Here is a 22,558-nt window from a genome sequence, read left to right as displayed (position 1 = left end):
CGGGAGACGACGGCGAGGCGACTTCGCGGCCCCGGTTGTTTTATAATGGATGTCGGGAAAGTGGCGGCCATGAGCCGCGAGTCCGAAGGGGTTACATCGGTTTCCGACGGCGAGGTCACGGTCGACAAGACCTTCGCAGCCGACGAGTTTCCCGTTCCCGCCATCAAGTTCGTCATCAGTTCGACGCGAGACGAGGCGACCCGCATCCGAGTCATCGACCGCATCCCGGAGTCGTTTCCGATGGAGAGCGTCGGGTTCCACCCCGACTTCGAGAGCGACAACTGGACGGCCTACAAGGACCACCGCGTCGAGTATGAGCGGACGCTCGACCCCGGTGAGGAGCTCGTAACGGTCTACGGCATCCGCATCACCGACGGCCACGACCAGACGGATTTCCTCGAAGAGCCGACGCTCGAACGCATCCCGGTCGACGGCGGTATCGACCCCGACGACATCGACGACATCCTCGGCGAAGACCGCAGTCAAATCGTTCGAGACGTGCTCGCGGGCAACCGCGACCCGCCCCGCGACGAGTCGGACGCCGACGACGCGGACCCAGAGGACGAGGGGGAAGTCGTTCTCGACGCAACCGCTGACGCCGGCTCGGAGGCCGAAACAGCCGACGACGCCGAGACGGACGCGACCGCCGCAGATACCGCAGACGCCGCCGGCGACGAGCCGAGTGACGATGACCTCGCGGCCGCCTTCGCTGGCGGAGACGACGAGGAGACCGACTCCGAGGCGGCCGAGGCGCAGGCGGCCGACGACGGCGACGAGTCGGTCTCCACGCCCTCGCCCGACGACGACGTGCTCGGCGACGACGGGGAAGCCGACGACGAGTCCGCCGAATCGACCGGCCCGCGCGCGGTCGCCACCGACACCGCGCCGGCCGTGACCGCACACCTCGAACAGCCCGATGTCGATGTCGAGGCCGACGACGCCGATGCCGAGGCGGACGCCGACTCGGACGCGGATTCGGCGGTCGTCTCCGCCACCGAGCAAGACGACGATGCGACCCCGGCCGAGCGCGCGCCCGCATCTGACGCGGACGGCCTCGTCGGGGCGCTCGCCGCCGAGATTCGGTCCGGCGCGGCCGACGAGGAGGACATCGAAGTCCTGCGCGAGGCGGTCAACGCCGAGACGCGACGGAGCACCGACGTTCGCATCCGCCGCCTCCAGTCGCAGATGGAGGACCTCGCGGCGTACTCCGACGCGCTCGCGGAGTTCATCGACGAGGAGGGGACCGGGAGCGACCTCGTCTCCGAGTTCCGCGCCGAGATGACCGCGTTCCGCGAGGACCTCGACGCCCTCGACTCGATGGTCGACGGCGCGGTCGAGTCGGTCGATGACGCGACCTCACGGCTCGACGCGGCCGAAGAGACCATCGCCGCGGTCGACGACCGCTCCGACCGCGTCGCTACCCGAGTCGCGGACGCCGAGAGCCGCCTCGACGACCACGACGGCCGGCTCGAAGGCCTCGCGTCCGACCTCGACACCGCCGAAGACACCCTCGACGACTACCACGGCTGGCTCGAATCCCACAACGAGCAGTTCGAGACCGTCGACGGCCGGCTCGAGGACCACGACGAGCGGCTCGAAACCGCCTCGCGCAATATCGACGCCGGCTCCGACCGCCTCGACAGCGTCGAGGAGACGCTCGCCAAGCGCGAGGAGGAACTCGTGACGGTCCGCGAACGCCTCGACGACATCGCCGGTCGGCTCGACGAGACCGTCGACCGACTCGAAGGGGCCGAATCCAGCGCCGCCGAGGCGACAGAGCAGGCTTCGACGCTCCACGACGAAGTCGGAGACATCCGCGAGGACATCGCCGACCTCGACGGGGATATCGTGGAGACGCGGGAGGCCCTCGACGACCGCCTCGCGGAGATTCAATCGCGGGTCGAAGACGCCGCGGCCGACGAGGAAATCGAGGCGCTGCGTGACGACATCCGCGAGCTGGACGACACCGTCGCGGAACTCGAAACCTTCCGCGAGCGCCTCGCGGGAGCCTTCGGTACCGGCATGGGCGGCGGCCCGGCCGCCGGCGACGACGGCGACACCGACACCGACACCGACGAGGCGGAGTAGCCCGACCGAGCGCGCTCCCGAGAGACGTTTTCCCGAAGCGCAACCTGTTTAGCGGGCCGTCCCGACGTTCCGATGATGACAGAGACGGTGCGCGTCGCTGTTCCGCGAAAGGGTCGCCCCCTCGAAGCGGTGCTCGAACGGTTCGCCACGACCGAGAGCATCGCCGAGGTGGCGGACGAAATCACCTCGACGCTCCGATACGAGAAGTCGGTCACGAAGGGCCATACCCAGCCGGAACACGACGTGTACGAGCGACTCGCGGATTACAGCGACCTCTCGGACCCGGCCGCACCGGAGTACACGCTTCTGCGCGACGACCGAGACGGGATGCCGCGGCGCATCGTCTTCGACAGCGTCGTCCTCGAAATCGACGGGGTCGACATCCATCTCGTCGGGCGCGAGGAGCCGTTCCGCGCCCTCCGAACCCACGAGTTCGGCCTCGGCTTCGACAGCGCCGACCTCGTGCTCGAAGAGGTCGTCAAGCTTCGCCCCGAGGGCCTCGGGAGCATCGAGGACGTGAACGCCCGCATCGACCCGATGGACACCGACGTGCGGGTCGTTTCCGGCCTCGGAGACACGGTCTACCACACGCTCATGGCCGACCCCGAACTCCTCCCGCCGGGCTCCGAACTCGACCGCGACTTCGTCGCGGACTACGAGGGCGAACTGTGTATCTCGCCGCGCTACGAGCGCCTCGTTGAGGCGGTCCTCGGCACGCGGTGTCTCGACGACGTGACGTTCGCGTACCCGAACGGCGCGCCCGAAGAAGAAGCCGCTATCGCGGAGACCGGTATCGGCGTCTACCTCACGATGACCGGGTCGACCGCGCGCGAACACGGCCTCGTGCTCGGTGAACACCTGTTCCCGAGCGAGACGGTCCTGATGGAGAACGTCGCGGAGGCGACACCGGCCGCGGAGACCGTCAAGCGGGCCATCGCGTCGCCCGAGCTAGAGACCGAACTGAAGGTCTGACTATCGGCTCTACGCCGACGACTCGTTTTTCGACCCAGCGTCGCCGCAGAACAGCAGCGTCGAGACCGTCCGCGCCTCGAAGCCGCCGTCGTCGGTGAGGGAGACGGTCGTGTTCGACGCGTTGCAGTCGAACTGCGACGTTTCGACGGTGACCGCCTCGGTCGTCTCGCTCGATTCGCTCCGCCGAGCGACGCGGAGCGTAACCTCGCGGACCTCGGTCAGCGACGCGCCGACCCGAGCACCGGGTTCGAGGTGGTAGGTGCCGCCGAAGGCGACCGCCCCCGCGAGCGTCTCGTAGGCGAACTCGACGGTCTCGGCCACGTCGGTCGGGTTCGCGACGGCGAGGCCGTGGGGCTTCGTGGCCTCGGTGGGGAGCGACCCGTCGCCGAGCCCGACCGTAACCGCGTCGTCGGCGCCGACGACGTGGGAACCGCAGGCCATTCGGGTCGACCCGCCGGAGACCGAGACACCGCCGTCGCCGGGCGAGAACGCGGTCCACGAGCGGTTACAGTCGAAGTCGTCGGGGCCGACGCCGCGAGGCCGGTTCCGGTCGCGGCGAGGAGGGTTCGTCGGTGCACACCTACTCCAACGTATCGGGGTCACTTTCGCCTGTGTATGGCTCAAGCGCGCCTTTGAGTCCAGACGACGCCGAGGCTCACGAAGATGGCGAGGGCGACGCCGACGAGGAACACGAGCGCGCCGGGACCGGCGAGATACGAGGCGACGAACTCCGCGACGCCCGGGTCGGATGCGACCGGCGCGGGCGCGGCGTACCGGACCTGTGGCCGTCGCGCGGTCCACAGCGTCTGCACGGCGACGCTTCCGACTAGCGTGACACCGACGCCGGCGACGAGCGTCCGAAGCCCCGAGGAGAGCTTCGATTCGGTTCGCTCCGCGCCCGCGAAGAGAACGACGGCGGAGCGGGTCGGGCCGTAGACGGCCATCTCGCGGCCCTGCGCGGAGACCCACGTCGTCACGGGCTCTATCAACCCGGCGTCGACCAGTCGCTCGACGTGGTAGCCGACGGTCTGGAGCGTCGTGTCGAGCGCGTCGGCCAGTTCGGAGGCGGGGCGCGGGTCGTCGTAAACGGCGGCGAGGAGCCGCCTCGCGGTGGCAGACGACAGCGCCGACAGGACCTCGTCCGCGTCGTCGTCGTCGAGTTCGACGAGAAGCGGGTTCAGTCCCCGGTCTCGAACCGATGCTGCGGCGGGTTTCAACGGGAGCAACGAACTCACGGTCTCGGGCGTCGTTCTCGCCCCGCGGATAAAGAGGCCGGTATGAGTCAAGCGCCCGTTTGAGCCTCGCTCCGCCGGACACAACGAACGTCTGTGTGGATTAGTACATGCTAGCGACACGGCGATGGCCGCTCGCGGAGTAGTACGACTGTGAACCAGATTCGAACGAACCCCGCGGAGGAACAGCGATGAACGGCGATGCGGTCCGATACGAGAGCGACCACTACAAGGCGACCGCCGGCTTCGGAGCCCGGAAGCGGGACCTGCAACTCGTCTTTTTCGACGCGCAGTACCCGCAACCGGACCTGACGGCGGCCGACCGCCCGTCGGTCGAGAGCCAGACGATGAACGCGCTCGAACGCGTGGAAGCGGCTGTTGGCCGCTCGGGACTCGACTTGGACGACGTGCTCCGAACGACGGTCTACACGACGGACCTCGACCGAATCGACGCCATCGAGTCGGCCTACGACGCCTACTTCGACGACCGGCGGCCGGCGATGACCGTCGTCGGCGTCTCCGAACTCCCGAACGACGCCGCCGTCCAAATCGAGACGACGGGCGTCAAACGATAGGTCGCGCACACGCCGATTCAATATAGCGAGATACAGTTTACAAGTCGCACTCCGAACAGCGGCCACGCTTCTCAGCGGAGCGAGTAAATGTTGGATTCGTACGTTTCGCGCACTCTGTCGCCCCAGTTGTGGGTGTACGTGTCGATGATGTCGCCGGCAACGTCGCCGCGGAGGTACTTGACGATACCGCGGTCGCCGGTGCGGTCCCGGAGGTGGGTGGTGAAGAAGTGCCGGAAGTAGTGTGGCGTGACGTTCTCCTCGCGGTCGCCGCCCGCCCGGTACCAGCCGGCGTCGGCGGCGTGGGAGGTGACGACGTGGTGGACGGCGTCGGGTTCCAAGCGCCGGCCCCACCCCGAGGCGGTGCCGACGAAAAGCGGGTCAGCCGGTGACGGCGAATCCGGACGAATCGCCAGCCAGCGCAGGAGGACGGCCTCCAACTCGTCGTCGACGGGGACGACCGTCGACCGCTTTCGCTTGTTCGAGGCGGTTCGCTCCTCGCCGTTCGTAACGCTTCCGACGCTCGGGTCGGCGGCCACGTATATCGACGGCCCGCGACCGTCGAGGGCGGCGCGAGTCGGTATCTCGGAGGGCGGTGTCTCCACCGACAGCGACACGTCTCGAAGGTCGAGGTTGCACAGTTCGCCGACGCGCATCCCGGTTTTGAGGAGCGTGACCACCAGCGCGTGGTCCAGCGGATGGGCGATACCGCGGACGAACGCCCGCATCTGCGGGACCGACAGCTCCCGTCGGGCGGGGTTGGTGTCGATGCGCTCGTCCATCTCCTCCATCACGAGGCTCATCGGGTTGGAGTCGAACGCGCCGACCTGCGCCATGTAGGCGTAAAACCGGTGGAGGTAGGAAGCGTACGTCGCTACCGTGCTCGGCGCGACATCGCGGTTTCGAAGGGTGTGTATCCACGCCATGCAGTCGCGGTGAGTCGCGTCGTCGACCGACAGGGCCGTCCCGGCGGGGTTCCGCGAGGGGTCGCCGAGGAACGACTCGAACGCTCGGAGGACGCGCTCGTAGGCGTCGCGGGTCCGGTCGGTCTTCCCGTGATAGGTCATATCCTGCAGGAAATACCCGACCGGGTCCTCCGCGTCGGCGGGCCGCTCAGCGGCCATCGCGCTCCGCCAGCGTGTAGCCGCCGTGTCGCCCGCTGTACACGACTCGGCCGTTCGATTGGAGCTCCTGAAGCGTCGATTCGAGGCGGTCTTCGATGTCGTCGGTCAGCGCCGCGACGAGGTCGTCCCACGACCGGTGTGAATCGGCCGCCAGCGCCTCCACGATTCGGTCCTCGAACCGGTCGTTATTTTCACTCTCGTCACCCTGATTCGAACCGCCGTTCTGGAGGCCCGTCTTCACCCCGTCAACCCCCGGGGTCGTGGCCGCTTCATCGCCCCTCGGTGGAACGTCGAAATCGCGCCGACCTGACTGTACCATCGTTCTGACAAATTCGCTCTGGCTCATCCCAAGTCGGTCCGCGTGGTCCTTCCAGACGGCCTTCTGGTGGGCCGGGAGGTAGGTTTGCACCGTCGCGCGGTCGGCCTCGTCGCTCATGGACGGTCCGACACGGGGGTCGATATTCAATCTACCGGCACAGTCCAGAATAAGAGAAGTTATCCTGAGTGATGCATGCGGATTTTCGGCGGCGAATCCGAGTTATCCGGAATACTGCAATCGTATCTTCGGCAATTTGCATGCAGTATTCAGGATATTAGAAATCCTCGGAGAACGCCGATTTCGGCCGTTTCGAGCGAATCTGAGGCTCGGCCAATTCCTGTCGCTTTCGATAGGTCGGATGTTGCACAGATGCGTCCCATATCTGTGATCGAAACCGAATTTTGGATGGTGGCTCTCACCCTGTTTACCCCAGGAGTAACACATGGAGGAACCACTTACACGAGCTTCGTTATTTCAGATTTAATCTCACTGAATCATTATATAATCGGACCGGAACGGTTTGATCACCCTATTTTATTTCTCCTATCGGAGTGAGAATATTGTGAGTATAATTTTCAACTACTACTTCCTAAAATATACCCGCAGAACGACGTGCCATTCGTGTTCTCCCAAACGACTATATTCCACCGAGAACACAATCGTTATCTTATCTAATTAATTCATCAGTTAATCTATGAATATATGTCGGTCGGACGGTAATTCATTTCGAGATGGGTTTGTCTGTGATTATATTGGCGTCGACGCGCAGAATACCATCCGAGTGTTGTCCGATTTGAACACGCAACCACTCGGGTTAATGTCGTTCCAAACCCTCCTGAAGACGAACCCAACCGAGGTCTTTGCGAGTTTGACTCGTCTCTTTTGACGCCTTCACAGCCCTCGTCGTCGGGGTGAGCACAGTCCCCGAGCACAATCCCCGTCTCACAAGGAATCGTCGCTTGAGCGCGCTGTGGCCGCCCTGACGGACTTGTGTGACTCCGGGCTCTCGGTGGCTCGCTTTCGTCGGCTTCGACGAATCACTTCCTCGGCGGCGACGACCCTTCCGGTGAACCCCTCCCCTCAGTCGCGACTTGTTCGAGCGAATCGCCTCGAGTTCGAATGCGACGCCGCACTCCGCCTACACGACCGGGCCTGCGGCCGGGACGATTCCGTGATGGTTACCGTGATGGGTTACTCTCGACTGCGATACGAACCGCCCGAACCGCGAGTGCGACGCGGCTGTCGCTTGCGACGCTGCCGGCACAAGTACTCCCGGCCCCTGAAACTCCGATTTTCCGCGTCAGCATTGCTCAATCGCCAACTCTTCGAGGATTTCGGTCGCTCTGGTGGGCCGTTCGGTTGTCCGATTCGAGACTCGTATATTACATCTCGCTATATACAATCTCGGTTCTCGGGTTCGACCGATGTCGGGAAATTCGACGGTCCGTCGAACGCGGCCGGTTCGCGTCGATGTCGCTGAGAGTGCCGGACGCCGGCAATTCCGCCCCGACGCGCTACGCTTCGACTCGTTCTATCAGGCCGGGGCCGTCGTTGGCGGGGCTGTTCACCCGCGTCGAGACGGGGTACGCCGTGAGTTCGTCGTCGGGGTAGGTGTCGAGGAGTGCCGCCGCCTCGTCGGGGTCGCCGTGGAGCCACGTCTCCTCGTCTTCGGGGGCGAGGACGACCGCCATCCGGTGGTGGAGCTCCGAGACGAGGTCGTTCGGTTCGGTCGTGACGACGGTGAACGTCTCCAGCGGTTCCTGCTCGCGCGAGGGGCCGCCGCTCCCGAAGTCCCCGAGGCCCGTCTGTTTCGTCGGGGGCGTCCACCGCTCCCAGAGCCCGGCCATGGCGAACGGGCGGTCGTCCTCGAAGGCGACGCGATAGGGCTGTTTGTGTCCGCCGCGGTCGACCCACTCGTAGAAGCCGTCCGAGGGAACGAGACACCGGCGAGCCTCGTAGGCGTCGGCGAAACTCCGTTTTTCGCGGACGGTCTCCGCGCGGGCGTTGATGCGGTCGTTGCCGACGCTGGCGCTGTCGGCCCACGAGGGGACGAGCCCCCACTTCAGGAAGCGGAACTCCTCGGGCGCGTCGTTGGTCACGACCGGGAGTTCCTGACCGGGCGCGCAGTTGTACCGCGCCGAAAGCGGGCGTGTCGGCGTCGCGTCGAACCGCGTTTCGAGTTCCTCGGGTGGGGTAAACAGCGTGTAGCGGCCGCACATATCTCCGGCTTCGCGCTCTGCGGGTAAAACGCCCGCGGCGCGGACCCGGGAGTGCGGCCGCCGGCCCACGACGACGCATTTAGGGTCGCCGACGCCCCCCTGTCGGACATGCGAATCGAGAACAGCTTCATCCCCGTCCGCGGCGTGGGCGAGCGGACGGAGCGGAACCTCTGGCGGGCCGGTGCGACCCACTGGGACGAGTTCGACGCCTCGCTCGTCGGCGCGAAGACGGGCGACCGAATCGAGACGTTTATCGCCGACGCCGCCGCCCACCTCGACGACGGTAACTCGCGGTTCTTCGACGACTGCTTCCCCTCGGGCGAGCGCTGGCGACTCTACGAGAACTTCCGCGACGAGACGTGCTTTTTCGACATCGAGACGACCGGCCTCTCGCCCGAGCGCGACTCGGTGACGACCGTCTCGTTCTATCAGGACGGCGAGACCACGACGCTCGTCAGTGGCGAGGACCTGACCGCCGACGCCCTCCGCGAGCAGTTCGTCGACGCGAAACTCATCGCGACGTTCAACGGCGCGCGCTTCGACGTGCCCTTCCTCGAAACCTCGTTCGACGTCTCCATCGACGTGCCGCACGTCGACCTCATGTATCCCTGCCGCACGCTCGACCTCACTGGCGGGCTGAAGGAAATCGAGAAAGACGTGGGTATCGACCGCGACCGCCCCGATATCTCCGGGCGCGACGCCGTCCGCCTCTGGCGGGAGTACGAGCGCGGCGACCAGTCAGCGCTCGACACGCTCGTCTCCTACAACCGCGAGGACGCGGTCAACCTCGAACGGCTCATGGAGACCGTCACCGACCGACTCCACGACCGCGCCTGCGAGGGTCTCGACGCCGACCTCGCCTGAGTCGGGCGAGAAGTTGACGCCGCGCCCGCGCGGGCGGCCGAGCGAGCGCCGCCGACTCGTGCGGACGTGCCGGAACCCCGCGCTTTTTTCATCCCCCGAAGCGACGCGCCGCACATGACCGACGACCCCGACGCCGACCCCGAGGCGGACGGCACCGCCGCTTCGACCCCGTCGTCCGACGACGCGACCGAGGCAGCCGAGGCGACCGACGGCGACGAGCCAGTCGACGCGACCGTCGAAGCGGCGGACGGCGGCACCGACGAGCGCGACAACGGTAACGGCAACGGCGACGAGACCGTCCCGCACGTCGAACTCGACCTCTACGAACTCTCGGTCCGCGTCAGCGGGCAGTCGAGCGACGAACTCGACGACGTGGAGGCGTCGGCGACCCGCCTCATGGACTACCTCGTCGACCACGCGAAAGAGCTGGAAGACCAACCCGACAGCCGCGGACTGAGCTAACCTCGGCGCTCGCGCCCTCTCCTCGGTTTTGGCAAACCTAAAAGTTCAAGAGCGGCCGTCAATAACCCCGTCCAATGACCGAGTACACCTTCGACGACCTCGCGGTCGTGATGGGGACGTACAACGAAGAGCAGGCCATCGGGTCCGTGTTGGCCGACATCGACCGGATTACCGACGGGCGCGCCGAAGTCGTCTGCGTGGACGGCTCGGACGACCGGACGCCCGAAATCGCCCGCAAGATGGGCGCGAGCGTCATCGAACAGGAGCCGCAGGGGTACGGCGTCGCGGTCGAGGCTGCGGTGCTCGCGCCCGACCGCCCGGTCGTCGTCACCACGGACTGCGACGACACCTATCCGATGGAGTATCTCCCGAAGTTCCTCGACCTCATCAACGACGGCTACGACGTGGTCTCCGGCGACCGAATCACGAAGGGCGCGGAGACGATGCCCCGACTCAACCGCGCGGGGAACATCGCGTTCGCCCGCCTCGCCAGTTTCCTCATGGGTGCGACCGTCCACGACACGACCACCGGGATGCGGGCGTACCGCCGGGAACTCCTCCACGACATCGAGTGGACGGAGAACACCGGGCTGTCGGCCGAACTCCTCATCCGCCCCGCGATGCGCGGCTACAACATCGCCGAGGTTCCCATCCCCTACCGCGAGCGCGCCGGCGAGACGAAACTCGACCCCTTCGCCGGCGGCGCGGCCATCGGGAAATCTATCGTCAAAGTCTGTCTGGAAGAACGACTCCGACTCTGAACGGGCGGCTCGTTCGGTTTCTCCGCCGTTCTGACTCCGAACCGACGTGGCTCCCGACGGTCGTGCGCTTCGATACCATACCGCACATCGCTCATACGTGGTTCGGCCGAATATCCGGCATGGCTTCGACCACGAACCGCCGTCGCTTCCTCGCGCTCGGCGTCGGCGCTGCCATCGCCGGCTGTCTCGGAAGCGAGCCACCCGTCGCGGACGACGATGCCGCGAGAGTCGACGACGCACCAGAGTCCGCCGAGTCCACCGCCCCCGCCGACTCGACCGACGCCGCCGCGGGCGAGTATTCGGGTCCGTTCGAGCTTCCGGTCCCCGAGGACGAACTGCGTCGAGGCGCGCCGAGAGACGCCATTCCGGCCATCACCGCCCCCGTCTTCGCCGACGACTGGACCGGGTTCGACGAGGTTGACGCGACGCTCGACGACGGCGACGAGGTGGTCGGCGTCGAACTCGACGGCGTCGCCCGCGCCTACCCGCTCGCCGTCCTGAACTGGCACGAAATCGTCAACGACGAGTTCGACGGCCGGCCCGTGGTCGTTACCTACTGCCCGCTGTGCGGGAGCGCCGTCGTCGCCGACAGGCTCGCCGGCGGCGAACCGACGTACTTCGGCGTCTCGGGGCTGTTGTGGATGTCCGACCTCGTGATGTACGACGACCGGACGAACTCGCTGTGGAGCCAGGTGCTCGCGACCGCGATTCGCGGGGAGTTGACCGGCGAGACGCTGTCGCTTCTCCCCTCGACCATCTCGACGTGGGGCGAGTGGCGGGCGGCCCACCCCGACACGGAGGTGTTGGTCCCACCGCCGGTCTCCGGCACGATTCGCGGGCGACAGACCCGCCGGTACGACGTGAACCCCTACGAGAGCTATCAGCAGTCGAGCGCCATCGGCATCGGCTTCAACGACGCGGCAGACGACCGACTCCATCCGAAAGCGTCCGTCGTCGGCGTCGCCGCCAACGGGGTCGCCCGCGCCTACCCGCTCGACGCGGTCGAGTCCGCGGGCGTCGTCAACGACACGGTGGGAGACCTGCCGGTCGTCGTGGCGGCCTCCGCCGAGGGTAGCCTCGTCGCCTACGTCCGTCGGGTCGACGGCGAGACCGTCGAGTTCGACCGCGACGGGTCGGCGCTCGTCGCCGCCGGGTCGCGGTGGGACCTCCTCACCGGCCGTGCGCTCGACGGCCCACACGAGGGTGCGGTCCTGACGCGCGCGAACGACCGCTCGCCGATGTTCTGGTTCGCGTGGGCCGACTTCAACCCGGAGACGGAGATATACGAGAACTGACCGGGCGGCCGGGGCTGCGGGTTCGGAAGAGTCTGAGGGAGTCGGTCGCGCGGCGAGCGCGCGTGATTCGAGGGCGATACGCGGGGAAAACGAGGGATTCGGTCGGCGCTTCGGGCGGCGATTACGACGAGTTCAGGATGTCGCGGACGCGCCGGGGTTCGCCGGAGAGCGCGGGTTGCTTCTCGACGATTTTCAGCACCTCGTGGTCGGTCACGTCGGGGTAGGATTTCCCGATTGCCTCCTCGATGAGGGCCTTTTCGAGGCGGAACTCCGTTCCCTCGTAGACCACGTCTACGCCGTCGTCGTCGAAAGAGAGAATCGTCATACCTCTCGTTGTTTCCCGCGAGTAGTTAAATACACGTCGTCACCGGGAAACCGACTGCCCCCGTCGTGTCTGACGGTTGTCTTGCGGACGGTTTATTACGGCACGGGTGTTGGTTCGGAGCGTGTCACTGGGTACGGACCCGCTCGATGCGCTCGAAATCCCCGACGGGACGACGGTCGAGGAACACGACCTCGTCACCGACGGCGACGTCGTCGTCGGCGGGCAGAGCACCGTCGAGTTCGGCGTCCGCGGGCGGAACGTCCTCGCGGGCGAGCGCGTCACCTTCGGCGGCGATATCGAGGCCGAAGCCGACTGCCGACTCGATATGCTCGACGACGTGGCCGGCAACGTCCTCGTCGGCAACGACGCCTACCTCGGTGAGCGCGTCCACATCGCCGGCCGCCTGATGGTCTCTGGAGACCTCGACATCGGCGACGACGTCGATATCGAAGAAGGGTTCGAGGCCAACGGCTGGATTGTCATCCGCAACCCGATTCCGACGCTCGTGTTCTACTTTATCGTCCTCTCGCAACTCCTCCGACTCGGTGAGGACGAGGCGGCCGACGAACTCGCCGAGACGCTCTCGGGCGAGTCGCCGCACGACCCGCTCGTGATTCCACGGAACGCCACCGTCTCCGACGACGCGTGGCGCGTCTCGACGCCCGCGCACGTCGGCTCAGACTGCCGGATTCACGGCAACATCCGCGCGAAGTCAATCGACCTCGCAGAGGACAACAACGTCTTCGGGAGCCTCCGCGCCCGCGACGATATCGTCGTCGGGAGCGGGACGCGCATCCACGGCGACGTGACCACCCGAAACGGCGAGGTTCGAATCCACGAGGACGCGCGCGTCCTCGGCGACGTGTCCTGTAACGACCTCGTCCTCGAAGCCGACGCGCACGTCGACGGCACGATGCGCGCCCGGGGCGAGATGCGCATCCACCGCGACAACCTCCCCCGCGAGGCCGAATAACCGACATCGGGGCTCCGACACCGGGGCTGACTGACCGGCCGCGACCACCCGCGGGCCGCGATAGCAACAGTCGCCGTTTGTGCTTACCCAACGATTAATCCCTCAGGTGCAGAGTGTCGTCTATGGACAATCGACTGAAACTTCTCTCGGTCGCCCTCCTCGTCCTTCTCGCCGGGTGTACCGGCGGCGCGGCTGACGGCGGTGCCGGTAGTGCCGGCGGTGCAGAGAGCGTCTCGCTCGCCGCCGACACGGACGCCCCCTCTGAGGCCGAACAGACGGGCGGCGACGACCTCCCACAGGTCCAGCGGCGGGCGGTCATCAAGAACGGGCAGATAGAGCTGACCGTCGACGAGTTCAACGAATCGCGCGACGCGGTCGAATCGACCGCCGAGTCCTACGGCGGCTACGTCAGCGACTCCAACGAGTACGTCAACCGCCGGAGCGGCGGTACCTACCGCTCGGGCCAACTCGTCGTTCGCGTCCCCTCCGAGGACTTCTCGGCGTTTATGACCGATATGAAGGCCCTCGGTGAGGTCGAGCGCGTCGAGACGAACTCCGAGGACGTGACCGACCAACTGGTCGACATCGAAGCGCGACTGAGCAATCTCCGCGCCCAGCGCGACCGCCTGCGCGACCTCTACGAGTCGGCCAACACGACCGAGGACGTGCTCGCGGTCGAAGAGCGCCTGACGGACGTCCAGACCGAAATCGAGCGACTCGAAGCTCAGAAGCAGTCGCTCGAAGACCGGGCCGCCCTCTCGACCGTCCGGGTCTCGCTGTCCGAACGACCGCCCGGCCCGGCGCAGTGGTACGACACGCCGGTCTTACAGGCGTTCTCCGAGTCGGTCAACGGCGCGTTCGTCGCCCTCCGGGCGCTCGTCGTCGCCGTCGCCTACGCGGCTCCGTACCTCGTCGTCTTCGGCGGCCTCCTCGCGATTCTCGGGAGCGGGGTGGTGCTCGCCGGCCGCGCCGCCTTCAGGCGACTGACGGACTGACCCTCGTCTCGCCCGCCGCTCCGTCGTCGCTCGCGCTCCCTCGCACGCGAGCGTTTTTCCGCGTCCGCGACCATCGTCGAGCCATGCTCTCTCTCGCGTTAGCCGGCAAGCCGAACGCCGGCAAATCGACGTTCTACACGGCCTCGACGCTCGCCGAGGTCGACGTGGCGAACTACCCCTTCACGACCATCGACGCGAACCGCGGCGTCACGCACGCTCGCACCCGCTGTCCCTGTCTCGACCGCGACGAGCGCTGCGGCAACTGCGAGGACGGTATCCGCTACGTCGCCGTCGAACTCGTGGACGTGGCCGGGCTCGTCCCCGGCGCGCACGAGGGTCGCGGCCTCGGCAATCAGTTCCTCGACGAGCTGACGAACGCGGACGCCATCGTCAACGTCGTGGACGCCTCCGGCGGGACGAACGCCGAGGGCGAACCCGTCGAGGTAGGGAGCTTCGACCCCGTCGAGGAGGTCGACTTCATCGAGGAGGAACTCGAACAGTGGCTCGCGGGCATCGTCCACAAGAACTGGGAGTCCGTGGTCCGCAAGTCGCGGTCGCCCGACTTCGACATGGACGACGCCCTCTCGGACCTCCTGACGGGCGTCGGCGCGAGCGAGTACGACATCGCCGCCGTCCTGCGCGACCTCGACTACTCGCCGAACCCCCGAGACTGGGACGACGCCGACCGCGTCGAACTCGCCCGCGCGATTCGCCAGCGGACCAAGCCCATCGTCCTCGTCGCCAACAAGGTGGATATCGCGCCCCCGGAGAACCTCGACCGACTCGCCGAGACCGGAAAGCCCGTCATCGCCGCGACCGCGGACGGCGAACTCGCCCTTCGGCGGGCCCGCGAGGCGGGCATCATCGACTACCACCCCGGCGACGACGACTTCGAACTCGTCGGCGACGTGAGCGACGCACAGGAGCAGGGCCTCGAACGCATCCGCGACCTGATGGGCGACCACGGCGGCACCGGGACGCAGGAAGCCATCGACACCGCCGTTTACGACGTGCTCGACCGCATCACGGTCTACCCCGTCCAGAACGAGTCGAAGTGGACCGACGGCACGGGCAACGTCCTCCCCGACGCCTTCCTCCTCCCGCGGGGGTCGACGCCGCGGGACCTCGCGTACGCGGTCCACTCCGACATCGGCGACGGCTACCTCCACGCGGTCGACGCGCGAGCGAAACGCCGCATCGCCGAAGACCACGAACTCGAGGAGGGCGACGTCATCAAAATCGTCTCGACGGCGAAGTAACTGTCAGCAGTTCGTCTTTTCCGCGCGTTCTCGTTGCTTTCGATTGGTCGGGAATCCGTCCGCCATGCCACACGTAAACCAAAATTCGCTATACAGAATCAGTCATCTCACATTCTCCGAGGGACACAGAAAGCGGAGTCGCGCCGCAAGGTCGACTGTCGTGCGGCTCACGCGTCGTGATTTGCGGCGGAAAACAGCGATTCGTCGCAGGCGGCGTCAGAGGTCCTTTGCGACGCGAAGTTCCGTGTCGGTGACCGTTTCGACAGACTCGGCCGGCACCTCGATGTCGTCGCCGTCGGCGTCACCGAAGCCGAGGCCTTGCACGACTGCCTCGGCGATGTCGGGGTCGGGTTCGACGTACGCGATTTGGGCGTCCGTGTCGACTTCGGTCACGATTCCGATCTGTTCGGCCTCCTCGTCCATGAGGAACTTTCCTTCGTCGGCGGTCGAGAGAACTGACATTCGACCAATCGTTATACCGGGATGACATAATATCCTGTGGCCGGCACGAACGCTGATACGCGTTGCCCGCGTACGAGCGGCATGACAATCAGTCCACAAGTCTCCGAGGCCGGCGCTCGTCGGCTCCCGCTGTCGGAGACGCGGGTGCTTCTCGGCGTCGGGCTGGCGGTTGCCCTCGTCGCCGGCCTCGTCTTTCGCGTCGTCGGCCAACTCGTGTTGGTGCCTTCCCGGCCGCTGGTCACGGCCGCGGTGTTCGCGCTGACGGTCCCCGCGATGTGGGCGCTCGCGGTCGGAATCTTCCGGTGGCGCGGGCTGTCCAGTGGCGCACGGCGGGAGGCCGCGGTGTTGCTCGTCGTTCCGGGGATGCTCGTCGACGCGGTCTCGACGGCGCTGTTCTCGGTCGTCTACCCGAACATGGGCCTCGAAGCCGCGGGGCTCTTCGGCGGGCTGTTACTCTTGGCGTACGCGACGGTGCTGGTCGCTGGCTTCGTCAGTCGATGAAAAATCGCGGTCCGTCGGGTTTAGTCGGACGACGACCCGAACGCGTTCGGGACGCTCACGTCGGCGTGCTGGGAGAGGTAGTAGGCGGCGACGAAGAGAATGAGGACGCCGACGCCGAGGAGCGCGAGCGGTCCGACGCCGTAGCCGGAGACTGTGAGCGAGCTTACGCCGTAGCCGTCCGCGAGGAACAGTCCCGTGGCGACAGTCCCGCTGAGCAGTGCGTACGGAATCTGCGTGTTCACGTGGTCGACGTGGTCCGCGCCGGCGAACATCGACGAGAGGACCGTCGTGTCGCTGATGGGCGAACAGTGGTCACCGAACAGCGAGCCGGTGAGGATAGCGCCGATGGCTCCGGGGAGCGGCGCGCCGAGCTGGTAGGCAAGCGGCACCGCGACGGGGAACATGATACTCATCGTTCCCCACGACGTGCCTATCGAGAACGAGATGATGGCCGCGGCGAGGAAGACGACCGCGGGCAGGATTGCTGGCGTGATGACGCCCTGGGCGACGCTGACGACGAACGCACCGACGCCGAGCGCCTGGCTGACGCTCCCGATGGTCCACGCCAGCGAGAGGACGGCCACGGGGAACATGACCATCTTGAAGCCCTCGAAGATGGCGTCGCTGACGGCTTCGAGTTCGACGCGGGCGTGGCCGACGAGGATGGCGAGCAGCAGCGCGCACGCCGAGAAGACGCCCCAGAGGATGGCGTCGGCGGTGGCCGCGTCCTTCAGCGCCTCGACGGGTGCCTGCCCGGGCCAGCCGCCGGAGTACAGCAGGCCGAAGCCGGTGACGGCGACGAGCGCGACGATGGGTGCGGCGAAGTACCACCAGCGCGAATCGACGTAGTCGGGCGTGACGATGTCCTCCTCGCGCGTCTCGATGAGAGGGTCGGCGTCGTCGCCGAGGACCTTCCCCTCCTCTTTCGCGCGGCGCTCGGCGCGTTGCATCGGCCCGAAGTCCCAGTCCATCACGACGAGGATGAACACGAGGGCGACCGCGAGCAGGCTGTAAAAGCGGAACGGGATGCTCTGGAGGAACACCACGAAGGCGCTCTGGTCGATGCCGAGCGAGGCGAACTGCTCGCGGATGAGACCGACCTCGAAGCCGACCCACGTCGAGACGACGGCGACGCTCACCACGGGCGAGGTGGTCGAGTCGAGCAGGTACGCGAGCTTCTCGCGGCTGATGTCGAACTTGTCGGTGATGGGCCGCATCACCGAGCCCGTAATCATCGTGCTCGCGTAGGAGTCGACGAAGATGAGCATCCCGAGGACGCTCGTCCCCAACGCGGCCTGTTTACGGGTCTTGATGCGGGCGATGATGCGCTGTGCGAGCGCGTTCATCCCGCCCGAGAGGAATATCATCCCGAGCATCGCGCCCGAAAGGAAGGTAAACAGGAGGAGTTTGCTGTTAAACGACTCGGTCACGTTGTTGATGACCAACTGGAGGGAGTACGCCGCCCCGCCGATTGGGTTCCATCCCACCAGGATGGTCGCACCGATCCAGATGCCGGTGAACAGTGAGAGGAGCACCTGCCGACTGGCCAGCGTCAGCACGATTGCGAAGAGCGCCGGCAGCAGGCTGATGACTCCATGCGTCTCTGCGGGCATGACAAACGTTTCGTCACCGGCTCCCGAATTTAAGGGTTTTCACTTCGAGACCTGAGAATAAGACGCATCGGATGCCGTGAGTTGTCGTAGTTCGGGCAACGAATCGACCGACTGCGGGCGTGTTGCGGGCTCAGACGACCGCGTCGTACGCCTCGCCCATTATCTCGATGGCCTCGCGGAGCGACTCGGTGTCGGTCGCGTACGACAGTCGGGCGTAGCCGTGGCCGTGTTCACCGAACGCCTCGCCCGGCACGATAATCACGCCGCGGTCGATGCACTCGTCGACGAAGCCCTCGGGCACCTCGGGCATGACGTAGAACGCGCCGCCCGGCGACGGGACGGTGAGGCCGATGTCCTCCAGTCCCTCGACGACGAGGTCGCGGCGCTCGCGGAACGTTTCGGTCATCTCCTCGATGCGGTCCTGCGGGCCGCTGAGCGCGGCCTCGGCCGCGAACTGCGCCGGCGCGGAGGCGCACGCCTGCACGTACTGGTGGACGCGGAGCATCCGTTCGACCCGGCGGGTGGAGCCGTACACCCAGCCGAGTCGCCAGCCGGTCATCGAAAACAGCTTTGAGGCCGAGTTGACGACGACGACGTTGTCCGTCTCGGCGAACTCGATTGGCGAGCGGTGTTCGCCTTCGAAGACGGTGTACTCGTACACCTCGTCGGAGATACAGAGCACGTCGTGTTCGTCGGCGATGCGGGCGAACTCCGCGATGTCGTCGAGCGGCGACACCGCGCCCGTCGGATTGCCGGGGCTGTTGACGACGAACGCCGCGGTGTCCTCGGTGATGGCGTCTTCGACCGCCGCGGGGTCGAGCGTCAGGTCGTCGCGGAGCGGGACCGGCACCGGTTCGCCGCCGGCGAGTTTCGTGAGCGCGTCGTAGGAGACGAAGCCGGGGTCGGGGATGATGACCTCGTCGCCCTCGTTCACGTGCGCCTCGATGGCGATGTGGAGCGCCTCGCTCCCGCCGGCCGTTGCGATGACGTCGTCGGGGTCGAGGTCGACGCCCTGGTCGCGGCGGTGCTTCTCGGCGATGGCCTCGCGCAGGCTCGGGAGGCCCTTGTTCCCGGTGTAGCCGTCGGCCTCGCCGGCTTCGATGGCCTCGACGGCCGCCCGTCGCGCGTGGTCCGGGGCCGGGAAGTCTGGCTGGCCCAACCCGAGGTTGATAGCGTCTTCGCCAGCCGCCTCGAACACCTTGCGAATGCCGCTGATGGAGATGCGCTCCACCCGGTCGGAGAACTGCGTCATATCCTATCCCGCGTCGCCGTTCGGGATAGTTCTTCCCACGCACGCTCGGGCCCGACCCGTTGAATCCATGACGTGAACGCCGACGTTTCCCGGATTTTTATGCCGCTATCTGGGAGTAAGAAGTTCAGAAAAACCGACCGTCCTAACTCCGTTTACGGCCATAGAACGGGAATAACCCGGTTTCACCGTGTCATCTACCGCGTCTATCGTTACCGGGTACGCGCCCCGAATAAGGCGCTGATTCGTAACGAGGACAATGACAGAGGCACCACGTTCGACGTCGATTAGCCGTAGACGATTCCTGCAAGGGTCCGGCCTCGCAGCGACCGCCGGCCTCGCGGGTTGTCTCGGCGGGTCCGGCGGAAGCGGGCTGGACGAACTCAACGTCGCCTACATGCCCATCTACCCGGATATGCAGTATTTCGTGATGGAAGAAGAGGGACTGTTCGACCAGCTTTCGGTCCCGGTCTCGGGCAAGAAGTTCTCCGACGGCCCGAGCATCGTCCAGGCGTCCGCGACGGGCGACTTCGACGTGATGATGTTCGGCATCGTCCCGGCGATGATTGTCATGGACAAGGGCATCCCCGCGAAGATTACCGCCGCGAACATCAAAAACGCGATGCAGATTCTCGCCACCGACGACTTCGCCGCCCTCTGGGAGGAACACGGCAAGGACGCCTTCGCGGAGTTCGAGGCGCAGAAGGGTCGCAAGTTCACCTTCGGCACGTTCCCGCCGGGGTCGGTCCCGGACATCCTGCTCCGCTACTGGATTGAGAACACGCTCGGGCTCGACCCCGAAGAGGACGTGAACATCAAGGGTCTCGGCGGCGCGGCCGCGGTCCAGCAGGCGCTCCTCTCGAACAACGTCGACGGCACGAGCATCATGGAGCCGGTCCCGACGGTCATCGACGCCAACGACGCGCCGTTCCAGTCCATCGCGTGGGCGGGCGACTTCATGCCCGGCCAGCCCGCGGCGGTCACGCTCATGCACGACCGCCTCCGGCAGGACAACCGCGACCTCGCCACGGAGTTCGTCGAACTCCACCGGCAGGCGACGACCTTCGTCGCCGACGACCCCGACACGGCCGCCCAGCACGCGAGCACGGTCATCGGGGAGAGCGCGCTCCCGGTCGAGACCGCCCGCGCGGCGCTCGATTCGCCCGCGTCGGACTTCATCACAGACCCCCACGACATCGAGGGCGGGGCCAAAATCTTCGCTGACTACGCCCAGACGCTCGGGAAGACGGAGGCGCAGTTGACCGTCGACGAGATGTTCGACTACGGTATCTACGACTCGCTATGAGCAACGACGAAGTCGGCAGCGGCGTCGCCCTCTCGGAGACCGAGGCGGACGACCGACTCCTCGACCGGCTCGCGGGGTTCTCCTCGGAACAGACGGGACTCGCGGTCGCCGGCTTCGCGGGCTTTCTCGCCGTCTGGCACGTCGCCGCGCTGTTCCAGCCGACGTATCTCCTCCCCTCGCCCGTCGAGGTGCTCGCGGCGTTCGTCGTCGAGCTCACCGCGCCCGCCTCGCTGTCGATTCCCTTCACCGGCGCGGAACTCCCGGCGACGCGGCTCCTCGTCAAATTAGTCCAGAGTCTCTACCACTACGTGCCGGGCCTGCTCATCGGGACCTCGCTCGGCGTCTTCGCGGGCATCGCCATGGGCTGGAACACCCGCGTCGACAGCGTCTTCACGCCCGTTACGCGCCTCCTCCGGCCGATTCCGCCGCTGGCGTGGATCGGTTTCGCCGTCATCTGGCTCGGCGTCAACCACCAGGGCGCGACGTTCATCGTGGCTATCGGCTCCTTCTGGATTAACTTTTACAGCGCCTACGGCGGCGTCGAGGGCGTCTCCGAGGACCTCAAGGAGGTCGCGGCGACCCTCGGCGTCGACGACGATTGGACGATGATTCGGAAGGTCGTCATCCCGGCGGCAAGCCCCTCGATTATGACCGGCATCCGGACGAGCATCGGCCAGTGTTGGATGATCGTCGTCGCGGCCGAACTCATCGTCGGCGTCGGCGTCGGCTACGAGATTCTCAACACGGCGCAGAACCTCGCGATGGACGTGTCGGTCGCCTACATGCTCGTTATCAGCATCGTCTTCCTCGTGAGCGACGGCCTGTTCCGCCGGGTCGAACGGCGGGTGCTGGAGTGGAGAGCATGAGCGACGACGCGAACGCGGATGCGGGTGCGGCCGGGAACGCGAGCGCAACCGCGGCCGACCCCGACGAGGCCGCGACGGTCAGCGTCGACTCGCTCGGCAAGACCTACGCGTCCGACCGGCGGACGGTCGAGGCGCTGTCGGACGTGGAGTTCGCCGTCGAGGACGGCGAGTTCGTCTGTATCGTCGGCCCCTCGGGGTGCGGCAAGACGACGCTGTTCCGCATCATCGCCGGTCTCGAAGACGCCACCTCGGGCGCGGTCACCCTCGACGGTTCGCCCGTCACCGGCCCCGGAACCGACCGCGGGATGGTGTTCCAAGAGTACGGGCTGTTCCCGTGGCGGACCGTCAGCGAGAACGTCGCCTTCGGGCTCGAAGAACAGGGCGTCGAGGAGCCGGCGCGCTCGGAACGCGTGACGGAGATGCTCGAACTCGTCGGCCTCGACGGCTTCGTTGACGCCTATCCCAAAGAGCTGTCCGGCGGGATGAAACAGCGCGTCGGCATCGCTCGCGCGCTCGCGGTCGACCCCGAACTGCTCCTCATGGACGAGCCGTTCGGCGCGGTCGACGCGCAGACCCGCGACATGCTCCACGGCGAACTGCTCGACATCTGGGCGGAGACGGACAAGACGGTGCTGTTCGTCACCCACGACGTGGAGGAGGCGGTCACGCTCGCAGACCGCGTGGTCGTCATGGCCGCGAATCCGGGTCGCGTCCGCGAAATCGTCTCGGTCGATATCGACCGCCCGCGGGAGCGGACCGAAAGCGAATTTGCGGAGTACGTCGAGCGGATTCGCGGGCTTATCGGGGAGTAATCCGGCTTCTACTCCCGCGCCGCTCGCAACTCCTCTATGTGCGCGTCGATGACCGACAGCGTCGCGTCGGCGTCGACGTAGCCCTTCTCGTACTCCTTCATCGCGCTGTTGTAGTCGCTGAGGAACTGTGCGACCGCGTCGTCGAGGTCGTCGCTCATACACGTCCGTAGCCCCGTCATCGGATTTGAACCTTCGGCCCGCGGGCGGCGGGGCCGGAAGCGCGCGGAACCCCCGCCCGGCTCGGCCCACCCGCCCACCGCGGGACCGTCGATTTATGACCGCGCCCCGC

At 66.5% G+C, this 22,558-nt stretch carries 23 protein-coding genes and 1 pseudogene; 14 read left to right on the top strand and 10 right to left on the bottom strand.

Annotated elements, in window-relative coordinates; genetic code table 11:
- Window positions 1–69: 69 nt before the first annotated feature.
- The gene (locus tag ACSR87_RS00715) at window positions 70–2,088 is read left to right on the top strand and encodes a hypothetical protein (protein ID WP_498529158.1); all 2,019 of its coding nucleotides are present in this window, start codon (window positions 70–72) and stop codon (window positions 2,086–2,088) included.
- 75 nt (window positions 2,089–2,163) lie between these two features.
- Window positions 2,164–3,060 (top strand): phosphoribosyltransferase HisG-related protein, encoded by an 897-nt coding sequence (locus ACSR87_RS00710; protein WP_193492265.1) that lies wholly within the window; start codon window positions 2,164–2,166, stop codon window positions 3,058–3,060.
- 9 nt (window positions 3,061–3,069) lie between these two features.
- Here ACSR87_RS00710 and ACSR87_RS00705 read toward each other — a convergent pair.
- Window positions 3,070–3,591 (bottom strand): annotated as a pseudogene (locus ACSR87_RS00705) (hypothetical protein); the annotation flags it as partial.
- 89 nt (window positions 3,592–3,680) lie between these two features.
- Window positions 3,681–4,295, bottom strand: a complete 615-nt coding sequence (locus ACSR87_RS00700; protein ID WP_498529157.1) for an ArsR/SmtB family transcription factor — start codon at window positions 4,293–4,295, stop codon at window positions 3,681–3,683.
- Window positions 4,296–4,483: 188 nt separating this feature from the next.
- Here ACSR87_RS00700 and ACSR87_RS00695 point away from each other — a divergent pair, with 188 nt between their 5' ends.
- Window positions 4,484–4,867: a RidA family protein gene (locus ACSR87_RS00695; RefSeq protein ID WP_498529156.1), complete on the top strand. Its 384-nt coding sequence runs from the start codon at window positions 4,484–4,486 to the stop codon at window positions 4,865–4,867.
- A gap of 71 nt (window positions 4,868–4,938) precedes the next feature.
- Here the strand turns inward: ACSR87_RS00695 and ACSR87_RS00690 are convergent, their stop codons facing one another.
- The 3 genes from ACSR87_RS00690 to ACSR87_RS00680 all read right to left on the bottom strand — a co-directional run bounded on the left by ACSR87_RS00690 (window position 4,939) and on the right by ACSR87_RS00680 (window position 8,526).
- Window positions 4,939–5,988 carry a tyrosine-type recombinase/integrase gene (locus tag ACSR87_RS00690; protein WP_498529155.1) on the bottom strand — a complete coding sequence of 350 codons (1,050 nt, stop codon included), beginning with the start codon at window positions 5,986–5,988 and terminating at the stop codon, window positions 4,939–4,941.
- On the bottom strand, window positions 5,978–6,424 hold the full coding sequence (locus ACSR87_RS00685) for a DUF5805 domain-containing protein (RefSeq protein ID WP_498529154.1): 447 nt from the start codon (window positions 6,422–6,424) through the stop codon (window positions 5,978–5,980). Before ACSR87_RS00685 ends, ACSR87_RS00690 begins: the two co-directional genes overlap by 11 nt.
- Before the next feature lie 1,397 nt (window positions 6,425–7,821).
- Window positions 7,822–8,526 carry an SOS response-associated peptidase gene (locus ACSR87_RS00680; RefSeq protein WP_008574434.1) on the bottom strand — a complete coding sequence of 235 codons (705 nt, stop codon included), beginning with the start codon at window positions 8,524–8,526 and terminating at the stop codon, window positions 7,822–7,824.
- Window positions 8,527–8,634: 108 nt separating this feature from the next.
- Between ACSR87_RS00680 and ACSR87_RS00675 the strand changes: the two genes are divergently transcribed.
- The 4 genes from ACSR87_RS00675 (at window position 8,635) to ACSR87_RS00660 (ending at window position 11,908) form a co-directional block, all read left to right on the top strand.
- Window positions 8,635–9,390: a ribonuclease H-like domain-containing protein gene (locus ACSR87_RS00675; RefSeq protein WP_498529153.1), complete on the top strand. Its 756-nt coding sequence runs from the start codon at window positions 8,635–8,637 to the stop codon at window positions 9,388–9,390.
- Window positions 9,391–9,504: 114 nt separating this feature from the next.
- Window positions 9,505–9,852, top strand: a complete 348-nt coding sequence (locus ACSR87_RS00670; protein ID WP_498529152.1) for a DUF8002 family protein — start codon at window positions 9,505–9,507, stop codon at window positions 9,850–9,852.
- 74 nt (window positions 9,853–9,926) lie between these two features.
- A complete protein-coding gene (locus ACSR87_RS00665; protein ID WP_498529151.1) occupies window positions 9,927–10,613 on the top strand; it encodes a dolichyl-phosphate hexose transferase in 687 nt (228 codons plus the stop codon).
- A gap of 119 nt (window positions 10,614–10,732) precedes the next feature.
- Window positions 10,733–11,908, top strand: coding sequence for a DUF3179 domain-containing protein (locus ACSR87_RS00660; protein ID WP_498529150.1), 1,176 nt, complete (start codon window positions 10,733–10,735; stop codon window positions 11,906–11,908).
- Between the two features lie 121 nt (window positions 11,909–12,029).
- Here ACSR87_RS00660 and ACSR87_RS00655 read toward each other — a convergent pair whose 3' ends face one another.
- Window positions 12,030–12,233 carry a DUF5800 family protein gene (locus ACSR87_RS00655; RefSeq protein WP_004041503.1) on the bottom strand — a complete coding sequence of 68 codons (204 nt, stop codon included), beginning with the start codon at window positions 12,231–12,233 and terminating at the stop codon, window positions 12,030–12,032.
- A 121-nt stretch (window positions 12,234–12,354) separates the two neighbouring features.
- Here ACSR87_RS00655 and ACSR87_RS00650 point away from each other — a divergent pair, with 121 nt between their 5' ends.
- The 3 genes from ACSR87_RS00650 to ACSR87_RS00640 all read left to right on the top strand — a co-directional run bounded on the left by ACSR87_RS00650 (window position 12,355) and on the right by ACSR87_RS00640 (window position 15,460).
- Window positions 12,355–13,206, top strand: a complete 852-nt coding sequence (locus ACSR87_RS00650; protein ID WP_498529149.1) for a polymer-forming cytoskeletal protein — start codon at window positions 12,355–12,357, stop codon at window positions 13,204–13,206.
- Window positions 13,207–13,328: 122 nt separating this feature from the next.
- Complete coding sequence (locus tag ACSR87_RS00645; protein ID WP_498529148.1) at window positions 13,329–14,201, top strand: DUF4349 domain-containing protein; 873 nt, start codon at window positions 13,329–13,331, stop codon at window positions 14,199–14,201.
- Window positions 14,202–14,284: 83 nt separating this feature from the next.
- Window positions 14,285–15,460 carry a redox-regulated ATPase YchF gene (locus tag ACSR87_RS00640; protein WP_498529147.1) on the top strand — a complete coding sequence of 392 codons (1,176 nt, stop codon included), beginning with the start codon at window positions 14,285–14,287 and terminating at the stop codon, window positions 15,458–15,460.
- 216 nt (window positions 15,461–15,676) lie between these two features.
- Here ACSR87_RS00640 and ACSR87_RS00635 read toward each other — a convergent pair whose 3' ends face one another.
- Window positions 15,677–15,922, bottom strand: a complete 246-nt coding sequence (locus ACSR87_RS00635; protein ID WP_008574424.1) for a DUF8593 domain-containing protein — start codon at window positions 15,920–15,922, stop codon at window positions 15,677–15,679.
- 81 nt (window positions 15,923–16,003) lie between these two features.
- Between ACSR87_RS00635 and ACSR87_RS00630 the strand changes: the two genes are divergently transcribed.
- Window positions 16,004–16,423: a DUF5367 family protein gene (locus ACSR87_RS00630; RefSeq protein ID WP_498529146.1), complete on the top strand. Its 420-nt coding sequence runs from the start codon at window positions 16,004–16,006 to the stop codon at window positions 16,421–16,423.
- 20 nt (window positions 16,424–16,443) lie between these two features.
- Here the strand turns inward: ACSR87_RS00630 and ACSR87_RS00625 are convergent, their stop codons facing one another.
- The gene (locus tag ACSR87_RS00625; RefSeq protein ID WP_498529145.1) at window positions 16,444–18,036 is read right to left on the bottom strand and encodes a Na+/H+ antiporter NhaC family protein; all 1,593 of its coding nucleotides are present in this window, start codon (window positions 18,034–18,036) and stop codon (window positions 16,444–16,446) included.
- Window positions 18,037–18,166: 130 nt separating this feature from the next.
- Window positions 18,167–19,288, bottom strand: coding sequence for a pyridoxal phosphate-dependent aminotransferase (locus ACSR87_RS00620; protein WP_498529144.1), 1,122 nt, complete (start codon window positions 19,286–19,288; stop codon window positions 18,167–18,169).
- A 256-nt stretch (window positions 19,289–19,544) separates the two neighbouring features.
- Here ACSR87_RS00620 and ACSR87_RS00615 point away from each other — a divergent pair, with 256 nt between their 5' ends.
- From ACSR87_RS00615 to ACSR87_RS00605, 3 genes are read left to right on the top strand one after another with little or no spacing between them, the layout of a single operon-like run.
- Window positions 19,545–20,591 carry an ABC transporter substrate-binding protein gene (locus ACSR87_RS00615; RefSeq protein ID WP_498529143.1) on the top strand — a complete coding sequence of 349 codons (1,047 nt, stop codon included), beginning with the start codon at window positions 19,545–19,547 and terminating at the stop codon, window positions 20,589–20,591.
- A complete protein-coding gene (locus ACSR87_RS00610) occupies window positions 20,588–21,457 on the top strand; it encodes an ABC transporter permease (protein WP_498529142.1) in 870 nt (289 codons plus the stop codon). The genes ACSR87_RS00615 and ACSR87_RS00610 overlap by 4 nt, the downstream gene beginning before the upstream one ends.
- Entirely contained in the window at window positions 21,445–22,269 is an 825-nt protein-coding gene (locus ACSR87_RS00605; RefSeq protein ID WP_498529141.1) for an ABC transporter ATP-binding protein, read from the top strand. Before ACSR87_RS00610 ends, ACSR87_RS00605 begins: the two co-directional genes overlap by 13 nt.
- 8 nt (window positions 22,270–22,277) lie before the next feature.
- On the opposite strand, the gene ACSR87_RS00600 is transcribed toward ACSR87_RS00605, so the two are convergent.
- Entirely contained in the window at window positions 22,278–22,427 is a 150-nt protein-coding gene (locus ACSR87_RS00600) for a hypothetical protein (RefSeq protein WP_498529140.1), read from the bottom strand.
- Between the last annotated feature and the right edge of the window lie 131 nt (window positions 22,428–22,558).

Source organism: Haloferax sp. SDI50 (genome assembly GCF_059802635.1).
This window is presented reverse-complemented; position numbering and strand designations above follow the sequence as displayed.

Bases quoted from the DNA above. Each gene is read 5' to 3' on its own strand.
- ACSR87_RS00715 (WP_498529158.1), top strand. From the start codon at position 70: ATGAGCCGCGAGTCCGAAGGGGTTACATCGGTTTCCGACGGCGAGGTC.
- ACSR87_RS00710 (WP_193492265.1), top strand. From the start codon at position 2,164: ATGACAGAGACGGTGCGCGTCGCTGTTCCGCGAAAGGGTCGCCCCCTC.
- ACSR87_RS00695 (WP_498529156.1), top strand. From the start codon at position 4,484: ATGAACGGCGATGCGGTCCGATACGAGAGCGACCACTACAAGGCGACC.
- ACSR87_RS00690 (WP_498529155.1), bottom strand. From the start codon at position 5,988: ATGGCCGCTGAGCGGCCCGCCGACGCGGAGGACCCGGTCGGGTATTTC.
- ACSR87_RS00685 (WP_498529154.1), bottom strand. From the start codon at position 6,424: ATGAGCGACGAGGCCGACCGCGCGACGGTGCAAACCTACCTCCCGGCC.
- ACSR87_RS00680 (WP_008574434.1), bottom strand. From the start codon at position 8,526: ATGTGCGGCCGCTACACGCTGTTTACCCCACCCGAGGAACTCGAAACG.
- ACSR87_RS00675 (WP_498529153.1), top strand. From the start codon at position 8,635: ATGCGAATCGAGAACAGCTTCATCCCCGTCCGCGGCGTGGGCGAGCGG.
- ACSR87_RS00670 (WP_498529152.1), top strand. From the start codon at position 9,505: ATGACCGACGACCCCGACGCCGACCCCGAGGCGGACGGCACCGCCGCT.
- ACSR87_RS00665 (WP_498529151.1), top strand. From the start codon at position 9,927: ATGACCGAGTACACCTTCGACGACCTCGCGGTCGTGATGGGGACGTAC.
- ACSR87_RS00660 (WP_498529150.1), top strand. From the start codon at position 10,733: ATGGCTTCGACCACGAACCGCCGTCGCTTCCTCGCGCTCGGCGTCGGC.
- ACSR87_RS00655 (WP_004041503.1), bottom strand. From the start codon at position 12,233: ATGACGATTCTCTCTTTCGACGACGACGGCGTAGACGTGGTCTACGAG.
- ACSR87_RS00645 (WP_498529148.1), top strand. From the start codon at position 13,329: ATGGACAATCGACTGAAACTTCTCTCGGTCGCCCTCCTCGTCCTTCTC.
- ACSR87_RS00640 (WP_498529147.1), top strand. From the start codon at position 14,285: ATGCTCTCTCTCGCGTTAGCCGGCAAGCCGAACGCCGGCAAATCGACG.
- ACSR87_RS00635 (WP_008574424.1), bottom strand. From the start codon at position 15,922: ATGTCAGTTCTCTCGACCGCCGACGAAGGAAAGTTCCTCATGGACGAG.
- ACSR87_RS00630 (WP_498529146.1), top strand. From the start codon at position 16,004: ATGACAATCAGTCCACAAGTCTCCGAGGCCGGCGCTCGTCGGCTCCCG.
- ACSR87_RS00625 (WP_498529145.1), bottom strand. From the start codon at position 18,036: ATGCCCGCAGAGACGCATGGAGTCATCAGCCTGCTGCCGGCGCTCTTC.
- ACSR87_RS00620 (WP_498529144.1), bottom strand. From the start codon at position 19,288: ATGACGCAGTTCTCCGACCGGGTGGAGCGCATCTCCATCAGCGGCATT.
- ACSR87_RS00615 (WP_498529143.1), top strand. From the start codon at position 19,545: ATGACAGAGGCACCACGTTCGACGTCGATTAGCCGTAGACGATTCCTG.
- ACSR87_RS00610 (WP_498529142.1), top strand. From the start codon at position 20,588: ATGAGCAACGACGAAGTCGGCAGCGGCGTCGCCCTCTCGGAGACCGAG.
- ACSR87_RS00600 (WP_498529140.1), bottom strand. From the start codon at position 22,427: ATGAGCGACGACCTCGACGACGCGGTCGCACAGTTCCTCAGCGACTAC.